We start from the raw sequence: 18,300 nt of genomic DNA on the forward strand, positions 1-18,300 counted from the left end.
CTCGCAGCGCGGCCCAGCGCAACCACGACGCGCTCAACGCCGCCGGGCGCGCCCTGCTGGCCTCCGGTGCGCTGGGTCAGCACAACGGGCTACCCGCCACCATCATCGTGTCCACCACCCTGCGCGACCTGGAAGCCGCGGCCGGCAAAGCACTCACCGGCGGCGGCACCCTGCTGCCCATGAGTGACGTGATCCGGCTGGCCCGCCACGCGCATCACTACCTGTGCATTTTCGACAAGGGCAAGGCGATCGGGCTCTACCACACCAAACGACTCGCCTCACCGGGCCAGCGAATCGTGCTCTACGCCAAAGACCGTGGGTGTTCGCGCCCCAGCTGTGACGTGAAGGGCTACTACTGCGAAGTCCACCACCTCACCCCGTATGCGATGTGCCACGAAACCGACGTCAACGATTTGACGTTCGGCTGCAGTGCAGATCACGACCTCGCCGAACAAGGCTGGACCACCCGCAAAAACTCCAACGGCGACACCGAATGGATACCACCCCCGCACCTCGACCACGGCCAACCGAGAACCAACACGTTTCACCACCCAGAGAAGCTCCTCCGTGACGACGATGAGGAGGGCCCGTAGCGCTACCCGGCCGAGCCGATGAATCGCAGCACCAACTCGGCTACCCGCTCCGGTTGGTCGAGTTGCAAGAAATGTCCGGCGTGCTCGACGATGGCAACGTTGCTTCCGGCGGGGAGCACCTTTTCCGTCCAGTGTGCGAAAGCCGGTGTGGCGCAGCCGTCATCGCGGCCATGCAGATAGAGGCTCGGCAACGCCGGCGCCGACGTCCAGTGCCGGTGCAGCTCGGCGTATTGCGCCGGTGGGCGAGTGTTGCGGATCGTAGCCCGGTACGGCCCCAGCGCGGCGCGCCAGCTCTCGGGTGTGCCGATCGCTGCATCGACGTGGCGCAGATCCTCTTCGGCGTAATAACCCGGCGACCAGCGACGCCACAGCAGCGGCAACACCCAGGACGCGGAACGCTCTGGCAGCCACGGCAACTGGAAGTACATCATGTACCAGCTGCGCAGTATCTGATGCGGGAGTTGGCCAAGTAGCCGTGCCCGGTCGGGGACCCGCCCCAGCGGACGGAACGCCGCCGGGGGCGGCACCGACATGATCACCGCCTTCGCGAACGGAGTGTCCGGCATCGCGGCTAAGCCGGTCGCCGCGATCGCGCCCCAATCGTGGCCGATCACCACGTCGCGGTCGGTGCCGCCGGCGGCCGATCGCGCCCGGAGCGCGTCATCCATCAGCGCCCCGATGTGATAACTGCCGTCGGATGGAATCGAGGACGGTGCGTAGCCACGCATGAACGGCGCCACCACCCGCCAGCCCGCCTCGGCCAGCCGAGGGGCGAACTTGCGCCAACCGTGGGCGGTGTCGGGGAAACCGTGCAGGCACAGTGCAATCGGGCCGTCGGACGGTCCCCACGTCATGGCCTTGAGCTCCACGTTGGGCGCATGTATGTCGAGCCAGCGCGGTCCAGTCATCACCCGATCCTAGGCGCCTATCGGGTCCCATCCGGAGACCAGCCAACGCCCGCCCATCTTGTCCAGTGTGACGCGGAAGCTCGACGCGGTGTCGGCCGGCGGGAACCCGCCGACCGTGACGGCCTGATCGGCGAACAGCACCACCACCGCGTGGTTCTGGGCCACCGACTCCGACGCTGCAGCGGCAACATGGGCGACGGCGGATACCTGACGTTCTTTTGCGTTGGGAATCAGCACCTCGCGGGTCACCTGGGTATAGGTGTCACGGAACTGGCCGGTCAAGCGGGCCCGCGCGGCTTCGACATCCTTCTCGACGGTGTCGGACCGGAAAGACAGCAGCGCGACAGCGGAATCCCTTGCGGCCTGGACTGATTCACTGCGGGCGATGTCGGCGTCCCGGCTCGATGCGTCCTGCCACTTCAGGTAGCCCGCCAACATCGCGAGAACCAGCGCCAGACCGGGCAGCAGGCCGTAAATCAGCATGCGCGACCAGTTGACGCCACTCGCGGCCGCCTGGGGTTGTGTCATGACACGAACGCCACGTTGGAGATCTTGCCCGCCTCGCCGACCTTCTGCACGGTGATCCGCATCCGCCACACCTGCGGCTCCTGCTGGGCCTGTCCGGGGTTCGACGTCTTCACTGTCACCGCCACCAGCACTTGGCCCACGTCGCCGGTCTGCGATTCCAGCCCAGCATCACTCACGGTGCCCACCAGCTTGGACTGCTCGCGCTTGACCAGGTCGACGAACGGCCCCCACCGCGCAGAGAAATGATCGTGAAAGCTGCCAGTCGCAGAGTCGAGGATTCGTTGCGCGTCGGCGTCGGCATGCTCATAGTCGACCGTTGTGAGGTTCACCGCGCCTTGCCGCGCTGCTTGCACGAACAGGGTGCGCCGCACACCGGCCTGGTGGTCCTGATAGGTGGGGAAACCCAGCCAAGCGGCCAGAGCCGCCATGACCACGACCCCGATCAGCCCGGCCGCGAACGCCATCAGGTGAACCGACACCGGGCCCTTGGGAGTATCGGTGGCATCGTCTGCCATGTTCCCCAACCTACGTGCCCATTCCCAGAACTACATTCCAAGAGCGTCGACGAGCGCGTTAACTCAAGCCATGGCGACGCAACCGCAGGCGCCGGCACGCCGCTGGGCGAAAACCGACGAGACCCGGCGGCGCATCCTGGACGCGGCCACCGAGGTGTTCGGGGCAAGTGGCTTCACCGCCGCGACGATGGCCGACGTGGTGGCCGGCTCCGGCGCCAGCATCGGCAGCATTTATCACCATTTCGGCGGTAAGAAGGAGCTGTTCGAGGCGATCTTTGAGCGGATGGCGCAGGCCGTCGACCGTCGTATCGAGGCGGTGCTCCAGCAGGCCGGCGATCAGGTCGAACCCCGACGCGCATTCGAGTTACACGTGCAGGCGTATCTCGAGGCGATGTGGGAAAGCCGGCATGCGGCCAGGGTGCTGGTGTCTGGCGACGCCCCGGCGGGATTCGAGATCGCCCGGCGCAATCGCATGACGGCGGCGTTCCGCAGCTGGATGTCGGTGCTGGAGCTGGACCGCTCGCTGCGTGGACAACTTTTGCGCCGCATCCTGGTGGCGGTCATGGCAGAGTCGTCGCTTTTCGTCGCGGCCTGTGAAGACCCCGACGATGTGGGGCCGATCATTGACGCGACGATCGAGTGGATCGACCGGCTGACCGGCTAAGCATCGCGGTATTGACAATTCTAGAATCCGATTCTAATCTTTGGTCGCATGGCCGTCGTGAAGCTGTGGGCCAACTCCGCTGACTCGCACTTCATCGAGCCGGCCGAGCTGTGGCGGTCGCGATTGCCGAAGCGGCTGGCCGCGCTGGTGCCGCGAACCCGGAAAGACCCCGACGGGCGCTGGGAAACCATCTACGTCGACGGCCAGACGTTCCGGCGCCGGCTGCCGACCATCGCCCAGGAAGAGTTCATCCAGGCGACTGTGGCCGCCGCCGGTTCGCGGGACGTCGGTAAACGGCTGGCCGATCTCAACGACGAGGGCATCTGGTCGGAGGTGGTGTTCCCGTCGCTGGGCATGTGGGCGAGCTCGTTTCGGACACCGGAACTACTGCGCGAGGCGATGCGGGCGTCCAACGACTGGGCCAAAGAAACGATCCTGGACTACTCGCCACGGCTGATTCCGACGGCGCAAGTCTCGACGCTGAATATCGACGACGCCGTCGGCGAACTCGAACGCTGCGGGACGCTGGGGTTCAAGGCGGTGTTCCTGCCCGTCGCACCACATCCGGCGCAAAAGGACTACAACCGCGACGAGTGGGAGCCATTCTGGGCCGCCGCCGAGGAGATCGGCATGGTGATTGCGTTCCATATCGGCACCGAGCCAATCGATTTCGCCGCCGGCGGATCGATCGGTGTGACCCACCACGGACCGGGCGGTGCGGTGCTCAACTACACCGAGACATCGTTCGGGGGCCAGCGGGCGGTGACCAAACTCGTCGCATCGGGAGCGCTGGATCGGCATGCGAAACTCAAGGTCCTGGTGTCCGAGGGCGGGGCGACCTGGGTGCCGTTCATCGCCGACCGGATGGAAGAAGGCTATCGCCAGCACGCGATGGTGGTGCAGCCCAAGTTGACGCGCAGCCCGCGCGAGATCATCTACTCGCAGGTCTACGCGTCGTTTCAGCACGACGCCTCGGCGATCACCGCGATGACGGCTTTTGCCTTCAACAACGTGCTGTGGGGCAGTGACTATCCGCACATCGAGGGCACCTTCGGCCACACCCAGCAGACGTTGCACCAACTGTTCGACGGCGTCGATCGGAAAACGCGCGAGCGCATCACGGTCGGGGCCTTCAACGAACTCTTTCCGGACGCGCCGCTGCCGCCGGCGACACCGTAGGTAACGTCAGCGGCGTGAACAGCACATCGCAGACTGTCGAGTATGCCGGTGTCGACGGCATCACCCTGGTCGCCGACGAGTGGAATCGCGGCGCCGCGACGAACGGCCGGCCCACCATGCTGATGTTGCATGGCGGCGGGCAGAACCGGTTTTCCTGGAAGAACACCGGCCAGGTGCTGGCCGACGAGGGATTCCACGTGGTCGCGCTCGACAGCCGGGGCCACGGCGACAGCGATCGGGCGCCCGATGCCGACTACGACGTCGAAACGTTGACCGCCGACATCATGCATGTCCTCGACGCGATCGGACGGCCGGTGGCACTGATCGGGGCGAGCATGGGCGGATTGACCGGCATCCTGGTCGCGGATCGGGCCGGCCCGGACCGGGTCACCCGATTGGTACTGGTGGACGTGGTGCCGCGGTTCGAGAAGAAGGGCAGCGCCCGCATCCGCGAATTCATGTCCGGCCATATCCACGGGTTCGACTCGCTCGAGGAGGCGGCCGACGCCGTCGCCGCCTATCTGCCGTACCGGACCAGGCCGCGCAGCCCGGAGGGGTTGAAAAAGAATCTCCGCCTGCGCGACGGTCGCTGGTTCTGGCACTGGGACCCGGCGTTTATGACCAAGCCCGGCGACGACCCCCAATTGCGCACAGAGAAATTCGAGCAGGCCGCCGCCGGTCTGACGATCCCGGTTTTACTGATCCGCGGCAAGCTCTCCGACGTGGTGACCCCGGAAGGCGTGCGGCATTTCCTGGCCACGGTGCCTAATGCGGAGTTCGTCGAACTGTCCGAGGCCGGCCACACCGCGGCCGGCGACGACAACGACGCCTTCAGCGAACTCGTGGTGTCGTTCGTCAAGCGCTAAGTACTCGGCTTTTCGTCGTGTCCGCCGAATTGTTTGCGCATCGCCGAGAGTGCTTTGTCGGCGAATTCGTCGAGGTGTCGCGAGGCGAACCGCGAGTACAGCGCTGAGGTCAGCACCGGTGCGGGCACGCCCTCGTCGATCGCGGCGATCGAGGTCCAGCGGCCCTCTCCGGAGTCGGAGACCCGACCGGCGAAATCGGACAGATCCGGTGATTGCTGCAGCGCGATCGCGGTCAGGTCCAACAACCACGACCCGACGACGCTGCCCCGCCGCCACACCTCGGCGACCTCGGGGATGTCGATGTTGTATTGGTAGAACTCTGGTTCTGCCAGCGGCGCGGTCTCCGCATCGCCCTTGCCCTTCTGGATGCGGGTGCCGGCGTCGGCGTTGCGCAAGATGTTCAGCCCCTCGGCCAACGCGGCCATCATCCCGTACTCGATGCCGTTGTGCACCATCTTGACGAAGTGCCCCGCCCCCGAGTCTCCGCAATGCAGGTAGCCCTTCTCGGCTTGAGCCACCGCACCGTCTCGGCCCGGGGTGCGTGGCGCCGTGTCCACCCCCGGCGCCACGCTGGCAAAGATCGGCTCGGCATGGGCGACCGCGTCGGCGTCGCCGCCGATCATCAAACAGTAGCCGCGTTCCCGGCCCCACACACCACCGCTAGTGCCGCAGTCCAGAAGGTGAATCTCTTTGTCCGACAATGCCTTTGCATGCCTGATGTCGTCGCGGTAGTAGGAGTTGCCGCCATCGATCACGATGTCGCCCGCCTCCAGCGTGTTGGCCAGTTCCTCGATCACGCCGGTGGTGATGTCGCCGGCCGGCACCATCACCCAGACCACCCGCGGCGTGCTGAGCTTTTTGGCCAGCTCCGACAGCGATGACGCCCCGGTGGTGTTGTCCTCGCCGGCCATCGCCTTGACCGCATCGGGATTGTGGTCATAGACCACGCATTCATGCCCGTCTTTGACCAGGCGGCGGACGATATTGGCGCCCATCCGGCCCAGGCCGATCATTCCCAGCTGCATTTTCGTGTGTTCTCCTTACTTCGACGCGTGGTTGTTGCCCGGCATCCACGGCTCTTGCCAACTCCCATGGCCACGCAGCAGCGACTGCGCCGCCTCGGGTCCCCACGACCCGGGTTCATATTCATCGACCGCACCGGGGTCATCCAGCAGCGGCTGCACGATCCGCCAGGTTTCCTCGATGGCGTCTTCCCGGGCGAAGAGTTGGCGATCGCCGGTCAACCCGGCATGCAACAGACGCTCATACGGCTGTATCGGCTCACCCAAGTCCTGGGCGAACAACGAGTCCAGGTGCACCTTGCGCCACGAGGCGGCTTCGTGGGCGATCAACTGCAGGCGCATCCCGGATTCGGGGTCGATGCGCAGCACTATCTGGTTGCGCTCGGCCCGTTCCCGCTTGGGCATGAACGCCAATACCGGAACGCGTCGGGTAAACAGCCGAACTTCGGTCACCTTCTGCGGCAACGCCTTGCCGGCCCGCAGGAAGATGGGCACCCCGGACCAGCGCCAGTTGTCGATCTCCATCCGCAGCGCGACGAACGTCTCGGTCTGCGAGTCGTTGGCCACTCCGTCGATGTCGGTGTAACCGCGGTATTGACCCCGCACGTACTGTGCCGGGTCCAGCGCGGGCATCGCGCGAAACACCTCGGCCTTCTTGTCGTTGAGGTCATCGGCGCTCGGGCCGGCCGGGGGCTCCATCGCGACCAGCGCCAGCACCTGCAGCAGATGGTTTTGCACGACGTCGCGCAACGTGCCGACGGCGTCGTAGAACTTGCCGCGGTCCTCGACACCGAAATTCTCGGCCATGGTGATGTGGATCTCGGCGATGCTGCGGCGGTCCCACACCTCGGCCATCGTGGTGTTGGCGAACCGCAGATATTCCAGTTCGGCGACCGGCTGTTTGCCCAGGAAATGGTCCACCCGCAAGATCTGCTCCTCGTCGAGCACCGCACCCAGCCGGCTGTTGAGTTCGCGCGCCGACGCCAAGTCGTGGCCGAACGGCTTCTCCACCGCCACGCGGGACCGCTCTAACAGCCCGGCCTTGCCCAGGTTCTCCACGATCGGCGCGAACAGCGACGGCGGCATCTCCAGGTAGTACAGGCAGTCGCGATCCGTCCCGATCTGCTTGGCCAGCTCCTGGTACAACGCGGCATCGGTGACGTCGCCGTGCAGGTACGACAACCGGTCGGCCAACCGGTCGAACACCTTGTCGTCGAAAGCTTCGCCCGTCTGCTTGATCGCGTCGCGGGCCCGCTTGACCAACTCCTCGACCGTGATGTCGTCGCTGGCCACGCCCAAAATCGGGCACTGCAGCAACTCACGGCGCTCCAGCCGGTACAAGGCTCGAAACGTCATCTTGCGAGCCAGGTCTCCGGTAATGCCGAAGATCACCAGCAGATCTAAGGCGCCAGCGCTGCTTTCGGCCAATCCGGGACCTCCACGAACAATCAACTAGTCAACTCGGGCATCAAACAACTCGCCCCCCGCGGCGGCCAGCTTCAACCCTAGACACCGGGGGTGGGCCGGACAACTTGGGGCAGCCAGCTTGCCTGCCAGGTAACCGTTTTTCTGCTCGGCTAAACGCGGTTACGCTGCAGGAACCGTGTTGGCCGTTGCTCTTTCGCGGCGGGGCTGGGTGCCGGTGCCGTCGGGCGTCTTGTTCATCGGGAAAGATGCCTGACATGGCTGACCCCGTGATGATCGTGGTCTACGTGCTGGCCGGCGTCGGCGCGATCGAAGCCGCCGCGCTGGCCACCGTGTGGGTGCTGTTGAGCCGAAGCCGCCGCGAGGCCGACGAACTGCGGCGCCGGCTCGACAGCCGGAGCTGGCTGCTCTCCGGTGGCCGGGAGGCGGTCAAGACGGTGTGGCAAACCGCGAACCTGGTGCGCAAAGAGGGGTTCAGCGCGGCGGTGCGCAGCTCGATCGAGGATCTCGCCGACTGGGCCGAGGTGGAGCGACCCGATCTGGCCCGGATCACCCCGGACGGCCGGGTGGTGATTTTGTTCTCCGACATCGAGGAGTCCACCGCCCTCAACGAGCGGATCGGCGACCGTGCCTGGGTCAGGCTGATCGAGGCGCACGACAAACTCGTCCGCCGACTGGTCAAGAATTACTCCGGGCATGTGGTGAAAAGTCAGGGTGACGGATTCATGATCGCCTTCGCACACGCCGAGGATGCGGTGCGGTGTGGGGTCGACATCCAACGAGCGTTAGTACGCGATGCGAAGCACAAGTGGCACAACAATATTCGGGTTCGGATCGGCATTCATCTGGGACGGTCGGTGCGTCGCGGCGACGACCTGTTCGGCCGCAACGTCGCCATGGCGGCGCGAGTAGCCGGTCAAGCCGGGGGCGGGGAAGTCCTGGTGAGCGAAGCGGTGCGCGATGCGGTCAGCGACTGCGACGACATCGGGTTCGACGAGGGGCGCGAGGTCGAATTGAAGGGGTTCACCGGCAGTCACCGGCTCTACGCGGTTACCTAGGCTTGTCGGCGCTGATCGGACTCGGCCAGGCGTTGATGCAGCCGGGCGCGGACCTCGTCGGGCGTGTAGGCGTTTCGCCGTCGCTGATCGCGGGCGACCAGCACTCCCCCGGCGGCGACGCCGACCAGTCCGGCCACCCCGAGCCACTTCCACACGTTGCGCATGTCGACAGTCTGCCTATGGTGCTGTGGTGGACACCAGTAACGTGACCCTGGACCGCGCCCTGAACGAGACCCGGACCGGCGACATCTGGCTGTTTCGCGGCCGCTCGGGGCCGGACCGCGCCATCCAGACCCTGTCGAACAGTCCGGTCAACCACGTCGGGATGACCGTGGCGATCGACGATTTGCCGCCGTTGATCTGGCACGCGGAACTCGGCGACAAGCTGGCCGACGTCTGGACCGGCACCAACCACCGCGGCGTGCAGCTCAACGACGCCCGGCAGGCCGTCGAACGGTGGATGCTGCACTACGGGCAACGATGCTGGCTGCGTCAGCTCACCCCCTACGCCGATCGCGAGCAGGAGGACCGGCTGCTGCGAGTCATCGCCCGGCTGGACGGAACCCCGTTCCCTACCGTCGCGCGCCTCACCGGCCGCTGGCTGCGCGGACGAATCCCAACGACATACGACTGGACGCGGGGAATCCCGTTGCTGGACAAGAAGGTCCGCGAATCGGCGCAGCGGCGCAAGGAGCAGCGACGTGAGGTCGCGCTGGAGACTGCCTACTGTGCCGAGACCGCAGCGATCACCTACGAGGAGATGGGATTGCTGGTCACCGAGAAAAATGCCAGTTGGTTTGATCCCGGCTCGTTTTGGAGCGGTGATGAGCTGCCGCTGGCGCCCGGCTATCAACTGGGCGACGAAATCGCCGTCGTCGCTACCTAGTCTCCAGGCTGGCTTTTACCGGGGTTGCGTTGCGGGTCAGATCGAGCACCGGGCAATGCGCCTCGACGGCCTCGTGCAGTTCCCGGTAGCGCTCCGGGGTTTCCGGTCCCGTCACTGTCACCACCACCCGCACCTCGCCGAAACCCGGACGCACCGACTCGTCGAACCCGAAGAAACCCCGGACGTCCAGGTCGCCTTCGGCGCGGGCAGAAATGTCGTCGACCGTGATGCCGAGCTTCTCGGCCCAGAACCGCCACGTCACGATCTGGCATGACAGCAGCGACGCGAGGTAGAACTCGACCGGATTCGGCGCCTTGGCTTCGCCTCCCAGGGCCGGCGGCTCGTCGACCTCGACGCTGTACTGGCCGAGTGTGACGGTGCTGGCCACCGCGTCGTGGGATTGCGCCGATGCCCGGAACACCGCCTGGGCGTTGGCCCGGTCGGCGGTGACCGCGTCGGCGGTGGCGGCGATCAGGCCACCGAGGTGAGTAGTCGAGGTCGTCACGGCTCAAACTCCTTTCGACAGGTGGAGCCTAGTCACATGAAAACCGTCTCGGCCAGCATGCGCCGGCACCATGCTTGGTAGGCGATGATTCCGGCCGCGGACCAATCTGGCCAAGCGATATCACCTTGGCTGCACGTTGAACCAGAACTCCACCGAGTTACGTCACCGATAGACATCACGACCATGTGCAATGTGAATGACCCGGACGACGACTCGTTCGTCGAAGATCTGGTAGATCACCCGGAATTCTCCCCGTCGGGCGGAGTGCCGTCCCTTCAATTGACCGCGAAGTGGTTTGCCGACGCGGTACGGATCATCGGCAAGCGGACCTCGGATGAATTCCCAGCACGCAACGGCTACCGGCTCGGGCAGGAGGGCAGTCAGCGCCTTCTTCGCAGCTTTGGTCAACTCAATCTGATAGGTCACCGAGGAAGCCGCCCGGCGGCGCGCATCTCCTCCGTCACCTCGTCGAGTGTGTAGGTCTCGCCGTTTTGTGCCTCTGCTTCAGCGTCACGGACCTCGCGCATCAGCTCCTGGTCGCTGAGGATCGCCAGGGTTTCCATGATCGAGTCGTAGTCCTCTGCACTGAGAAGCACCGCAGCCCGGCGGCCTTGCCGGGTGACCTCGATTCGTTGGTGAGTGCGGACCGCCTCATCGACCAGCTTCGAAAGATTTGCCCGGACCTCGGCCAGCGGCAGCGTTGTCATTGTACAGAATTCTAGCGCGGCACATGGTTGCCGTCGGACCGCTCGCCGATCGTCAAAGTCCGAACTTGGTGCGCGCCTCTTCGGTGACCGGAGTGAACAGGTTGACGAGGTTTCCGTCCGGATCGCGGAATAACAGCGCGCGGTTACCCCACGGCATGGTTGTCGGCTCTGTCACCACCTCGGCCACGCGCCCGCGCAGCCGCTCGTACTCGGCGTCCACGTCCTCGACAAGGAATTCCACAATCGCGCTGCGGTTGGCTGCCGGCTCAGCGGATCCGTCTCCGAACAGCGGTACCGTCTTGTCGCTGCCGATGGCCAGCGTGCCGACCGGCGTCGGAATCTCAGCGAACAGCTCGTTGCCCCATACCGCGGAGACTTCGGTGACCATCTCATAGAAATCGACAAGCCGATCGACGTCGGCCGTGATGATGCGGGTCGAAACAAACTTCATGAAACTCTCCCCAGAGGCGTGGTGGTGACGTCGTCGTGCAGTGTCTTGCACAAGGAACACTAGGAACCACCACCGACAACGACGGCGGTCAGTGTCCGGCTTTGCCGCCAGATGTCGTTTGAAACCGGAACTCGACCACGTCGCCGTCGGCCATCACGTAGTCCTTGCCCTCCATGCGCACTTGGCCGGCAGCCTTGGCCGCGGCCATCGACCCGGCGCCGATCAGGTCGTCGTAGGAGACGATTTCGGCCTTGATGAAACCCTTTTCGAAGTCGGAGTGGATCACCCCGGCCGCCTTCGGTGCGGTGTCGTCCCGGTGGATGGTCCACGCCCGGGCCTCCTTGGGACCGGCGGTCAGGAAGGTCTGCAACGTGAGGGTGTGAAACCCGGCGCGGGCCAGCGCGTCGAGTCCGCGCTCGGTCTGCCCGATCGACTCGAGCAGCTCGGCGGCCGACTCGTCGTCGAGTTCGGCCAACTCGGCCTCGATCTTGGCGTCCAGGAAAACCGCGTCGGCGGGCGCGACGAGCTCCCGCAGCTCGGCGACCCGCGCGGTGTCGGTCAGCACCGCTTCGTCGGCGTTGAAGACGTACAGGAACGGCTTGGTGGTCAGCAGGCTCAGCTCCCGCAACAGCGAGCTGTCGGCGCCCCCGGCGAAAAGAGTCTTCCCGCCGTCGAGCACCTGTTGGGCGGCCACCGCAGCCTGGTAGGCAGGTTTGCGCTCCTTGTTGTTGCGAGCTTCTTTCTCCAGCCTCGGCACGGCGCGTTCGAGCGTTTGCAGGTCGGCCAGCATCAGCTCGGTCTCGATGACCTCGATATCGGATTTGGGGTCCACCTGCCCGGCGACATGCGCCACGTCGTCGTCGGAAAACACCCGCACGACTTGGCAAATCGCATCGCACTCGCGGATATTGGCGAGGAATTTGTTGCCCAGCCCGGCACCCTCGGAGGCGCCAGAGACGAGCCCGGCGATGTCGACAAAGGTCACCGGCGCCGGGACGATCCGCTCGGATCCGAACATCTCCGCCAGCTTGGCCAATCGCGGATCGGGCAGCGCAACGACACCCTCGTTGGGTTCGATCGTGGCGAACGGATAGTTGGCGGCCACCACGTCGCTCTTGGTCAGCGCGTTGAACAGCGTCGACTTGCCGACGTTGGGCAAACCTACGATCCCCAGGCTCAAGCTCACAGGGAGCCAAGTCTAAGGGCGTACGGCCGGGCAGGTCTTTACGGGCCTTTGGACGCTGAGCCGGTACGGTCGACATGTGTCAGCACAGCGGGCGCGGTCAGCGGTGACCGCAAGCCACCGCTCGATTCACCCCGACATCCCCGGCGTGCCGTGGTGGGCCGCCGTCGTCATCGCAGTGATCGCCACCGCGGTCGGCTACGCATTCGACGCCGGCTCGGCCACCAAGGAACTCACCGACGTCTTCGCCGCGCTCTACGCCGTGGGGTGCTTGGCGGCGGTATTGGCGGTGCGGCAGTCCGGCCTGTTCACCGCGGTGATCCAGCCACCGCTGATCCTGTTCTGCATGGTGCCGGGCGCGTACTGGCTGTTTCACGGGGCCAGGTACACCGGCATCAAGGACCTGTTGATCAACTGCGGCTATCCGCTGATCGAGCGTTTTCCGCTGATGCTGTTCACCTCGGCCTGCGTGCTGCTGATCGGCATGATCCGCTGGTATCTGGGGATGGCCGTGCACGCGGCGGGCGCCGCGACGGCCGAATCCGATGTCACCACCGGCGGACGCATGAAGGCGGTCGTCGCCAAGCTGGCGTCGATCGTCGGCCGCGAACCCGCTGAACCTGCGCACAACGGCAAGGCCGCCAAAGCGGCGGCGCGAGCCCGGCGTACCGACACAACCGGTCGCCGGCCCGCCCGGCGTCCGGCCGCCACGCGAGCGCGGCACGTCCGGCCGTCGCTGGACAACGCGCCCGAACCGACGCCGGAACGGACCCGACGTCAACGGCCCAGCCCGGCCCGCGACCCCAACCCCGCCGAGCCGCCCCGCCGCAACCGGTTACCGCGTGACCCGGACCTGCGCGGCCGGCCGCCGCGAGAGGTGCGCCGCGACCCAGATGCACGTCGCAGCCAGGCTCCGACCCGCAGCAGCCGCTTCGACCCGTACGAACCGATGGAGTCCTGCGAGCCCCCCGAGCCGCGCCGACGGGCAGCGCCGAGCGGCACCACGGCCACACATCACCCGATCTCGCAGGTCCGCTATCGCGGGACGGCGTCCACCGACGACGCCCAGGCGCGGACCCGGCCGCGGGAACCCTGGGAGTACGAGAGGTAGCGCTCGGTCAGGAGCGGGCCGGGCGGATCTCCCGCGGCAACGCGAAAACCAGCGTCTCGTTGGCCGTGGTCACCGGTTGCACGACGTCATAGCCGTGTTCGGCCAACCGCTCCAGCACGCCGCGGACCAGCACTTCGGGCACCGATGCTCCGGAGGTGACCCCGATCGTGGTGACGTCGTCCAACCAGGCCGGGTCGATGTCGTCGGCCCAGTCCACCAGGTGCGCGGCGGCCGAACCGGCGCCCAGTGCCACCTCGACCAACCGCATCGAGTTCGACGAGTTGGCCGAACCGACGACGATCACCAGCTCGCACTCGGGCGCCATCGCCTTGACCGCGACCTGGCGGTTCTGGGTTGCGTAGCAGATGTCGTCGCTGGGCGGATCCTGCAGCTTCGGGAAACGCTTACGCAGTCGCTGGACGGTCTCCATGGTCTCGTCGACGCTCAGGGTGGTCTGCGACAACCAGATGACCTTGTTCTCGTCGCGAACCGTGACCTGGTCGACGGCATCGGGCCCGTCGACCAACTGCACGTGGTCGGGAGCCTCCCCGGCGGTGCCGACAACTTCCTCATGGCCCTGATGGCCGATGAGCAGGATGTCGTAGTCGTCGCGGGCGAAGCGCTTGGCTTCGTTGTGCACCTTGGCGACCAGTGGGCAGGTGGCGTCGATGACCTGCAAGTCCCGTTCGGCGGCCGACGCGTGAACGCCGGGCGCCACCCCGTGCGCGGAGAACACCACGATGGCACCCTCGGGAACCTCGTCGGTCTCCTCGACGAAAACCGCACCCGCCTTGGTCAGCGTCTCGACCACATGCCGGTTGTGCACGATCTCGTGACGCACATAGACCGGCGGGCCGTGCTTCTCCAGCGTGCGTTCGACGGTCTCGACGGCGCGGTCCACGCCCGCGCAGTATCCGCGGGGCTCGGCCAGCAGCACCCGCTTACCGGTCGCATGCTCGACCACTGAGCTGGACGCGCCGGGAATCCCTATGTTCACGGTCGGTGGCATGGTCACCAGGATACTTTCCGCGGACGCAACTCCGCTATTTCAGGGCCAGCTTGGATCCGACCGCTGCCGTGAGGCAGGCTTGGACGCATGGCTACTGCACCGTATGGGTTTCGGCTGCTGGTGGGCGCGGCGACCTTCGCCGTCGAGGAAACGATGAAGCTGCCGAAAACCATCCTGATGTACCCGATGACACTGGCCAGCCAGGCCGCGCACATCGTGATGCGCTTCCAGCAGAACATGGCCGAGCTGGTAATCAAGGGCGACGCCACCCTGGAGACGTTGTTCCCGCCCAAGGATGAGCAGCCGGACTGGGCGACGTTCGACGAGGACCTGGACGATGAGCAGGCGCCCGGTCCTGAGCCGATCGACATCGAACGCTTTGCCTCGGGCCGGTTCGCGTTGTACTCGCCGCCGGATGACTCATCGGGGACCGGGGCGGCCGATCCGCCGACCACGCCGCTACCCCCCAGGCGCGTCAAGAAGCCGACCGCCGAGTCCAGGGCGCCTGCGCCGCCGGTGGCCGACGAACTCGACTACGAGACACTGACGCTCGCGCAACTGCGGGCCCGGCTGAACACGCTGGATGTCGACGAGCTCGAGGCATTGCTGGCCTACGAGGAAGCCACCAGGGCGCGTGCGCCGTTTCAGACGCTGCTGGCCAACAGGATCACCCGCGCGACCGCGAAGTGACTCAACCGGCGCAGCCGAATTCGGCCGAGAACCCGTTCCCGGTGCGCGCGGTGGCCGTCCGGGTGGCGGGCTGGATCGACAAGCTGGGAATCGTATGGGTGGAAGGCCAGCTGACCCAGATCAACGTGCGGCCGGGTGCCAAAACGGTGTTCATGGTGCTGCGCGATCCGGCCGCCGACATGTCGCTGCCGGTGACGTGCTCGCGTGATCTGGTGCTTGCCGCGCCGGTCAAACTGTCCGAGGGCACCCAGGTGGTGGTGTGTGGCAAGCCCACGTTCTACACCGGCCGGGGTTCATTCTCGTTGCGGCTCAGCGAAATTCGCGCGGTCGGCATCGGCGAGCTACTGGCCCGCATCGAGCGGCTGCGCCGGCTGCTGGATGCCGAGGGGCTGTTCGACCCGCGGCTCAAGCGGCCGATCCCGTTCCTGCCGTGTGCGGTCGGCCTGATCACCGGCCGGGCCAGCGCCGCCGAACACGACGTGACGACGGTGGCGGCAGCGCGCTGGCCCGCGGTGCGCTTCGCTGTCCGCAACACCGCAGTGCAGGGGCCGAACGCGGTCGCACAGATCGTCGAGGCGCTGGGCGAACTGGATGCCGACTCGGACGTGGACGTGATCGTGGTGGCGCGCGGCGGCGGCAGTGTCGAGGATCTGCTGCCGTTCTCCGACGAGACGCTGTGCCGCGCGATCGCGGCCTGCCGCACACCGGTGGTCAGCGCCGTCGGCCACGAACCCGACAACCCGCTGTCCGATCTGGTCGCCGACCTGCGGGCGGCCACGCCCACCGATGCGGCGAAGAAGATCGTGCCGGACACCGCGGCAGAGCGGTTGCTCGTCGACGACTTGCGCCGGCGCAGCGCGCAGGCGCTGCGTAATTGGGTGTCCCGGGAGGAACGGGCGCTGGCCCAGTTGCGCAGCCGGCCGGTGCTGGCCGACCCGCTGGCCGCGGTGGCGGTGCGCGCCGACGAGATTCACCGCGCCCACGCCGCGGTCCGCCGCGACATTGGTCGGCTGGTGGCCGCGGAGACCGACCGCGTCGGTCATCTGGCCGCCCGACTGGCCACCCTGGGGCCGGCGGCGACGCTGGCCCGCGGCTACGCGGTGGTGCAGACGGTTCCGGTGTCGGGTCACGCTCTTGTACTGCGGTCGGTCGGCGACGCCCCAACCGGGACCAGGCTGCGGGTGCGGGTCGGCGACGGCGCGGTGGCGGCGGTGAGCGAAGGACCTACCGATGGTGGATAAAGAACGCGGCAAAGCTAAGCCCATTAGTCAACTCGGGTATGAAGAATGCCGTGACGAACTGATCGAAGTCGTGCGGCTCCTGGAAGCGGGTGGACTCGACCTCGATGCGTCGCTGGAGCTATGGGAAAGGGGTGAACAGCTGGCTAAGCGCTGCGGCGAGTACTTAGCTGGTGCCCGGAAACGTATCGAGGATGCACTGGCCTCGGGCGAGGCCGACGATGGCTGAAAAGAATAGACCCGCCACTCCGGATTGAAACACGTTTCAGTTATGCTCGCCGGATGGGTGATGCATCGCTGACCACCGAACTCGGCCGCGTCCTGGTCACCGGCGGTTCCGGATTCGTCGGCGCCAACCTGGTGACCACGCTGCTCGACCGCGGCTACCAGGTGCGCTCCTTCGACCGTGCGCCGTCACCGCTGGCCGCCCGGTCGGGGTTGGACGTGCTGCAGGGTGACATCTGCGACGCCGGTGCGGTGGCTGCCGCGGTGGACGGGATCGACACGGTGTTCCACACCGCGGCGATCATCGACTTGATGGGCGGCGCATCGGTCACCGACGAGTACCGGCAGCGCAGCTTTGCCGTCAATGTCGGCGGCACCGAGAACCTGGTGCACGCCGGGCAGGCAGCCGCGGTGAAGCGGTTTGTGTACACGGCGTCGAACAGCGTGGTGATGGGCGGGCAGCGCATTGCCGGCGGCGACGAGACGCTGCCCTACACCGGGCGGTTCAACGACCTCTATACCGAAACCAAAGTCGCCGCCGAGAAGTTCGTGTTGTCTCAGAACGGTGTTGGCGACCTGCTGACCTGTTCGATTCGCCCGTCTGGTATCTGGGGCCGCGGCGATCAGACGATGTTCCGCAGGCTGTTCGAAAGCGTGGTCGCCGGCCACGTCAAGGTGCTCATCGGCAGCAAGAATGCCAAATTGGATAACTCCTACGTGCACAACCTGATTCACGGCTTCATCCTGGCCGCCGAGCACTTGGTACCCGGTGGCAGCGCGCCCGGGCAGGCGTACTTCATCAACGACGGCGAGCCGATCAACATGTTCGAGTTCGCCCGGCCGATCGTTCGGGAGTGTGGCGTGCACTGGCCGCGGGCACGAGTATCCGGGCGGCTGGTGCGCGACGTGATGTCCGTCTGGCAGTGGCTGCACTTCCGGCTCGGCCTGCCCAAGCCGCCGCTGGAACCCCTTGCGGTGGAACGGCTTTACCTCGACAACTACTTCTCGATCGCCAAGGCGGGTCGCGACCTCGGATACCGCCCGCTATTCACCACCGAACAGGCCATGGCCGACTGCCTGCCCTATTACTGCGAGTTGTTCGAGCAGGTCAAGGCCGGCGCTCATCCGCACCTGGCGGCAGTTGTCGCCGCGCCACCGCCGGAGTAGGGGTCACATGGCTCGGGTCAGCTCTAGAGGTGGACCGAGCGGTGCGTCACCTGCTCGATGCGCGTCGAAGCCTCCTGCAACAACTCGGTGCCGAGGGTGATGAGTCCTCGCGCGGCGGCGATCTCCTCGCCGATCATCGGCTGGCTGGTGTCCTTGGGATGGCGATAAGCGTCGCCCAGGGTGGTCATAGTCTCGCCGTCGGCGCGCCGTGCGCGAACGGTCGCATGGGTGTGGGTGTCGTCCTCGTCGAAATCGATGTCGATGTGCCAGGTGTTGTCCAACTTGCGGTCATACATTGCCATCACCTTCCGGTGAATAGCCTGCCACTCGTGCTGCGCCGAGAAAACAGCAGGCACCCTGGATATTTCAC

The 18,300-nt window shown here is 66.2% G+C and carries 24 protein-coding genes; 11 read left to right on the forward strand and 13 right to left on the reverse strand.

Going from position 1 to position 18,300, the window contains the following annotated elements; genetic code table 11:
* Positions 1 to 593 (forward strand): DUF222 domain-containing protein (locus tag ACRDTL_RS12655; protein ID WP_431507052.1); only part of this gene is annotated, 593 nt, incomplete at its 5' end.
* A 2-nt stretch (positions 594 to 595) separates the two neighbouring features.
* Here ACRDTL_RS12655 and ACRDTL_RS12660 read toward each other — a convergent pair.
* Genes ACRDTL_RS12660 through ACRDTL_RS12670 form a run of 3 tightly spaced genes read right to left on the reverse strand, consistent with a single transcriptional unit; the run spans position 596 to position 2,544 of the window.
* The gene (locus tag ACRDTL_RS12660; protein WP_431507053.1) at positions 596 to 1,501 is read right to left on the reverse strand and encodes an alpha/beta fold hydrolase; all 906 of its coding nucleotides are present in this window, start codon (positions 1,499 to 1,501) and stop codon (positions 596 to 598) included.
* Between the two features lie 9 nt (positions 1,502 to 1,510).
* On the reverse strand, positions 1,511 to 2,029 hold the full coding sequence (locus tag ACRDTL_RS12665) for a hypothetical protein (RefSeq protein ID WP_431507054.1): 519 nt from the start codon (positions 2,027 to 2,029) through the stop codon (positions 1,511 to 1,513).
* Positions 2,026 to 2,544 (reverse strand): mammalian cell entry protein, encoded by a 519-nt coding sequence (locus ACRDTL_RS12670; protein ID WP_431507055.1) that lies wholly within the window; start codon positions 2,542 to 2,544, stop codon positions 2,026 to 2,028. The genes ACRDTL_RS12665 and ACRDTL_RS12670 overlap by 4 nt, the downstream gene beginning before the upstream one ends.
* 70 nt (positions 2,545 to 2,614) lie before the next feature.
* On the opposite strand from ACRDTL_RS12670, the gene ACRDTL_RS12675 reads away from it, so the two are divergent.
* Genes ACRDTL_RS12675 through ACRDTL_RS12685 form a run of 3 tightly spaced genes read left to right on the forward strand, consistent with a single transcriptional unit; the run spans position 2,615 to position 5,253 of the window.
* The gene (locus ACRDTL_RS12675) at positions 2,615 to 3,208 is read left to right on the forward strand and encodes a TetR/AcrR family transcriptional regulator (RefSeq protein ID WP_431507056.1); all 594 of its coding nucleotides are present in this window, start codon (positions 2,615 to 2,617) and stop codon (positions 3,206 to 3,208) included.
* Positions 3,209 to 3,256: 48 nt separating this feature from the next.
* The gene (locus tag ACRDTL_RS12680) at positions 3,257 to 4,387 is read left to right on the forward strand and encodes an amidohydrolase family protein (protein WP_431507057.1); all 1,131 of its coding nucleotides are present in this window, start codon (positions 3,257 to 3,259) and stop codon (positions 4,385 to 4,387) included.
* 14 nt (positions 4,388 to 4,401) lie between these two features.
* The gene (locus ACRDTL_RS12685; protein ID WP_431507058.1) at positions 4,402 to 5,253 is read left to right on the forward strand and encodes an alpha/beta fold hydrolase; all 852 of its coding nucleotides are present in this window, start codon (positions 4,402 to 4,404) and stop codon (positions 5,251 to 5,253) included.
* On the opposite strand, the gene gnd is transcribed toward ACRDTL_RS12685, so the two are convergent.
* Together gnd and ACRDTL_RS12695 are read right to left on the reverse strand one after the other, a co-directional pair.
* Entirely contained in the window at positions 5,250 to 6,278 is a 1,029-nt protein-coding gene (gene gnd / locus ACRDTL_RS12690; protein ID WP_431507059.1) for a phosphogluconate dehydrogenase (NAD(+)-dependent, decarboxylating), read from the reverse strand. The two genes, ACRDTL_RS12685 and gnd, sit on opposite strands and share 4 nt — an antisense overlap.
* A gap of 15 nt (positions 6,279 to 6,293) precedes the next feature.
* The gene (locus ACRDTL_RS12695) at positions 6,294 to 7,703 is read right to left on the reverse strand and encodes a glucose-6-phosphate dehydrogenase (protein WP_431507060.1); all 1,410 of its coding nucleotides are present in this window, start codon (positions 7,701 to 7,703) and stop codon (positions 6,294 to 6,296) included.
* 254 nt (positions 7,704 to 7,957) lie between these two features.
* Between ACRDTL_RS12695 and ACRDTL_RS12700 the strand changes: the two genes are divergently transcribed.
* Positions 7,958 to 8,758: an adenylate/guanylate cyclase domain-containing protein gene (locus ACRDTL_RS12700; protein WP_431507061.1), complete on the forward strand. Its 801-nt coding sequence runs from the start codon at positions 7,958 to 7,960 to the stop codon at positions 8,756 to 8,758.
* Here the strand turns inward: ACRDTL_RS12700 and ACRDTL_RS12705 are convergent.
* A complete protein-coding gene (locus ACRDTL_RS12705; protein ID WP_431507062.1) occupies positions 8,755 to 8,922 on the reverse strand; it encodes a hypothetical protein in 168 nt (55 codons plus the stop codon). The genes ACRDTL_RS12700 and ACRDTL_RS12705 overlap by 4 nt on opposite strands.
* Before the next feature lie 41 nt (positions 8,923 to 8,963).
* Here ACRDTL_RS12705 and ACRDTL_RS12710 point away from each other — a divergent pair, with 41 nt between their 5' ends.
* Positions 8,964 to 9,644: a guanylate cyclase gene (locus ACRDTL_RS12710; RefSeq protein WP_431507087.1), complete on the forward strand. Its 681-nt coding sequence runs from the start codon at positions 8,964 to 8,966 to the stop codon at positions 9,642 to 9,644.
* On the opposite strand, the gene ACRDTL_RS12715 is transcribed toward ACRDTL_RS12710, so the two are convergent.
* The 5 genes from ACRDTL_RS12715 to ychF form a co-directional block, all read right to left on the reverse strand.
* Positions 9,637 to 10,149 carry an OsmC family protein gene (locus ACRDTL_RS12715; RefSeq protein WP_431507063.1) on the reverse strand — a complete coding sequence of 171 codons (513 nt, stop codon included), beginning with the start codon at positions 10,147 to 10,149 and terminating at the stop codon, positions 9,637 to 9,639. The two genes, ACRDTL_RS12710 and ACRDTL_RS12715, sit on opposite strands and share 8 nt — an antisense overlap.
* A gap of 162 nt (positions 10,150 to 10,311) precedes the next feature.
* A complete protein-coding gene (locus ACRDTL_RS12720) occupies positions 10,312 to 10,575 on the reverse strand; it encodes a type II toxin-antitoxin system RelE family toxin (RefSeq protein WP_431507064.1) in 264 nt (87 codons plus the stop codon).
* Entirely contained in the window at positions 10,572 to 10,856 is a 285-nt protein-coding gene (locus ACRDTL_RS12725; RefSeq protein WP_431507065.1) for a type II toxin-antitoxin system Phd/YefM family antitoxin, read from the reverse strand. Before ACRDTL_RS12725 ends, ACRDTL_RS12720 begins: the two co-directional genes overlap by 4 nt.
* Before the next feature lie 52 nt (positions 10,857 to 10,908).
* Positions 10,909 to 11,307 carry a VOC family protein gene (locus tag ACRDTL_RS12730; RefSeq protein ID WP_431507066.1) on the reverse strand — a complete coding sequence of 133 codons (399 nt, stop codon included), beginning with the start codon at positions 11,305 to 11,307 and terminating at the stop codon, positions 10,909 to 10,911.
* An 88-nt stretch (positions 11,308 to 11,395) separates the two neighbouring features.
* Entirely contained in the window at positions 11,396 to 12,493 is a 1,098-nt protein-coding gene (ychF, locus tag ACRDTL_RS12735) for a redox-regulated ATPase YchF (protein WP_431507067.1), read from the reverse strand.
* A 76-nt stretch (positions 12,494 to 12,569) separates the two neighbouring features.
* Between ychF and ACRDTL_RS12740 the strand changes: the two genes are divergently transcribed.
* Entirely contained in the window at positions 12,570 to 13,601 is a 1,032-nt protein-coding gene (locus ACRDTL_RS12740; RefSeq protein WP_431507068.1) for a DUF6542 domain-containing protein, read from the forward strand.
* Positions 13,602 to 13,608: 7 nt separating this feature from the next.
* On the opposite strand, the gene ACRDTL_RS12745 is transcribed toward ACRDTL_RS12740, so the two are convergent.
* Positions 13,609 to 14,610 (reverse strand): 4-hydroxy-3-methylbut-2-enyl diphosphate reductase, encoded by a 1,002-nt coding sequence (locus ACRDTL_RS12745; protein ID WP_431507069.1) that lies wholly within the window; start codon positions 14,608 to 14,610, stop codon positions 13,609 to 13,611.
* 87 nt (positions 14,611 to 14,697) lie between these two features.
* Between ACRDTL_RS12745 and ACRDTL_RS12750 the strand changes: the two genes are divergently transcribed.
* Genes ACRDTL_RS12750 through ACRDTL_RS12765 form a run of 4 tightly spaced genes read left to right on the forward strand, consistent with a single transcriptional unit; the run spans position 14,698 to position 17,930 of the window.
* Positions 14,698 to 15,300, forward strand: a complete 603-nt coding sequence (locus ACRDTL_RS12750; protein WP_431507070.1) for a lipid droplet-associated protein — start codon at positions 14,698 to 14,700, stop codon at positions 15,298 to 15,300.
* On the forward strand, positions 15,297 to 16,541 hold the full coding sequence (gene xseA, locus ACRDTL_RS12755; RefSeq protein WP_431507071.1) for an exodeoxyribonuclease VII large subunit: 1,245 nt from the start codon (positions 15,297 to 15,299) through the stop codon (positions 16,539 to 16,541). Before ACRDTL_RS12750 ends, xseA begins: the two co-directional genes overlap by 4 nt.
* Positions 16,531 to 16,767, forward strand: coding sequence for an exodeoxyribonuclease VII small subunit (locus ACRDTL_RS12760; RefSeq protein ID WP_431507072.1), 237 nt, complete (start codon positions 16,531 to 16,533; stop codon positions 16,765 to 16,767). Before xseA ends, ACRDTL_RS12760 begins: the two co-directional genes overlap by 11 nt.
* 53 nt (positions 16,768 to 16,820) lie before the next feature.
* Positions 16,821 to 17,930: a 3-beta-hydroxysteroid dehydrogenase gene (locus ACRDTL_RS12765; RefSeq protein WP_431507073.1), complete on the forward strand. Its 1,110-nt coding sequence runs from the start codon at positions 16,821 to 16,823 to the stop codon at positions 17,928 to 17,930.
* Positions 17,931 to 17,953: 23 nt separating this feature from the next.
* On the opposite strand, the gene ACRDTL_RS12770 is transcribed toward ACRDTL_RS12765, so the two are convergent.
* Positions 17,954 to 18,226: a DUF1876 domain-containing protein gene (locus tag ACRDTL_RS12770; protein ID WP_431507074.1), complete on the reverse strand. Its 273-nt coding sequence runs from the start codon at positions 18,224 to 18,226 to the stop codon at positions 17,954 to 17,956.
* Between the last annotated feature and the right edge of the window lie 74 nt (positions 18,227 to 18,300).

Origin of the sequence: Mycobacterium sp., assembly GCF_050700595.1 — a bacterium.
In the GTDB taxonomy this organism is placed as follows: domain Bacteria; phylum Actinomycetota; class Actinomycetes; order Mycobacteriales; family Mycobacteriaceae; genus Mycobacterium.

Bases quoted from the DNA above. Each gene is read 5' to 3' on its own strand.
- ACRDTL_RS12660 (WP_431507053.1), bottom strand. From the start codon at position 1,501: ATGACTGGACCGCGCTGGCTCGACATACATGCGCCCAACGTGGAGCTC.
- ACRDTL_RS12665 (WP_431507054.1), bottom strand. From the start codon at position 2,029: ATGACACAACCCCAGGCGGCCGCGAGTGGCGTCAACTGGTCGCGCATG.
- ACRDTL_RS12670 (WP_431507055.1), bottom strand. From the start codon at position 2,544: ATGGCAGACGATGCCACCGATACTCCCAAGGGCCCGGTGTCGGTTCAC.
- ACRDTL_RS12675 (WP_431507056.1), top strand. From the start codon at position 2,615: ATGGCGACGCAACCGCAGGCGCCGGCACGCCGCTGGGCGAAAACCGAC.
- ACRDTL_RS12680 (WP_431507057.1), top strand. From the start codon at position 3,257: ATGGCCGTCGTGAAGCTGTGGGCCAACTCCGCTGACTCGCACTTCATC.
- gnd (WP_431507059.1), bottom strand. From the start codon at position 6,278: ATGCAGCTGGGAATGATCGGCCTGGGCCGGATGGGCGCCAATATCGTC.
- ACRDTL_RS12700 (WP_431507061.1), top strand. From the start codon at position 7,958: ATGGCTGACCCCGTGATGATCGTGGTCTACGTGCTGGCCGGCGTCGGC.
- ACRDTL_RS12705 (WP_431507062.1), bottom strand. From the start codon at position 8,922: ATGCGCAACGTGTGGAAGTGGCTCGGGGTGGCCGGACTGGTCGGCGTC.
- ACRDTL_RS12725 (WP_431507065.1), bottom strand. From the start codon at position 10,856: ATGACAACGCTGCCGCTGGCCGAGGTCCGGGCAAATCTTTCGAAGCTG.
- ACRDTL_RS12730 (WP_431507066.1), bottom strand. From the start codon at position 11,307: ATGAAGTTTGTTTCGACCCGCATCATCACGGCCGACGTCGATCGGCTT.
- ACRDTL_RS12745 (WP_431507069.1), bottom strand. From the start codon at position 14,610: ATGCCACCGACCGTGAACATAGGGATTCCCGGCGCGTCCAGCTCAGTG.
- ACRDTL_RS12750 (WP_431507070.1), top strand. From the start codon at position 14,698: ATGGCTACTGCACCGTATGGGTTTCGGCTGCTGGTGGGCGCGGCGACC.
- ACRDTL_RS12760 (WP_431507072.1), top strand. From the start codon at position 16,531: ATGGTGGATAAAGAACGCGGCAAAGCTAAGCCCATTAGTCAACTCGGG.
- ACRDTL_RS12765 (WP_431507073.1), top strand. From the start codon at position 16,821: ATGGGTGATGCATCGCTGACCACCGAACTCGGCCGCGTCCTGGTCACC.
- ACRDTL_RS12770 (WP_431507074.1), bottom strand. From the start codon at position 18,226: ATGTATGACCGCAAGTTGGACAACACCTGGCACATCGACATCGATTTC.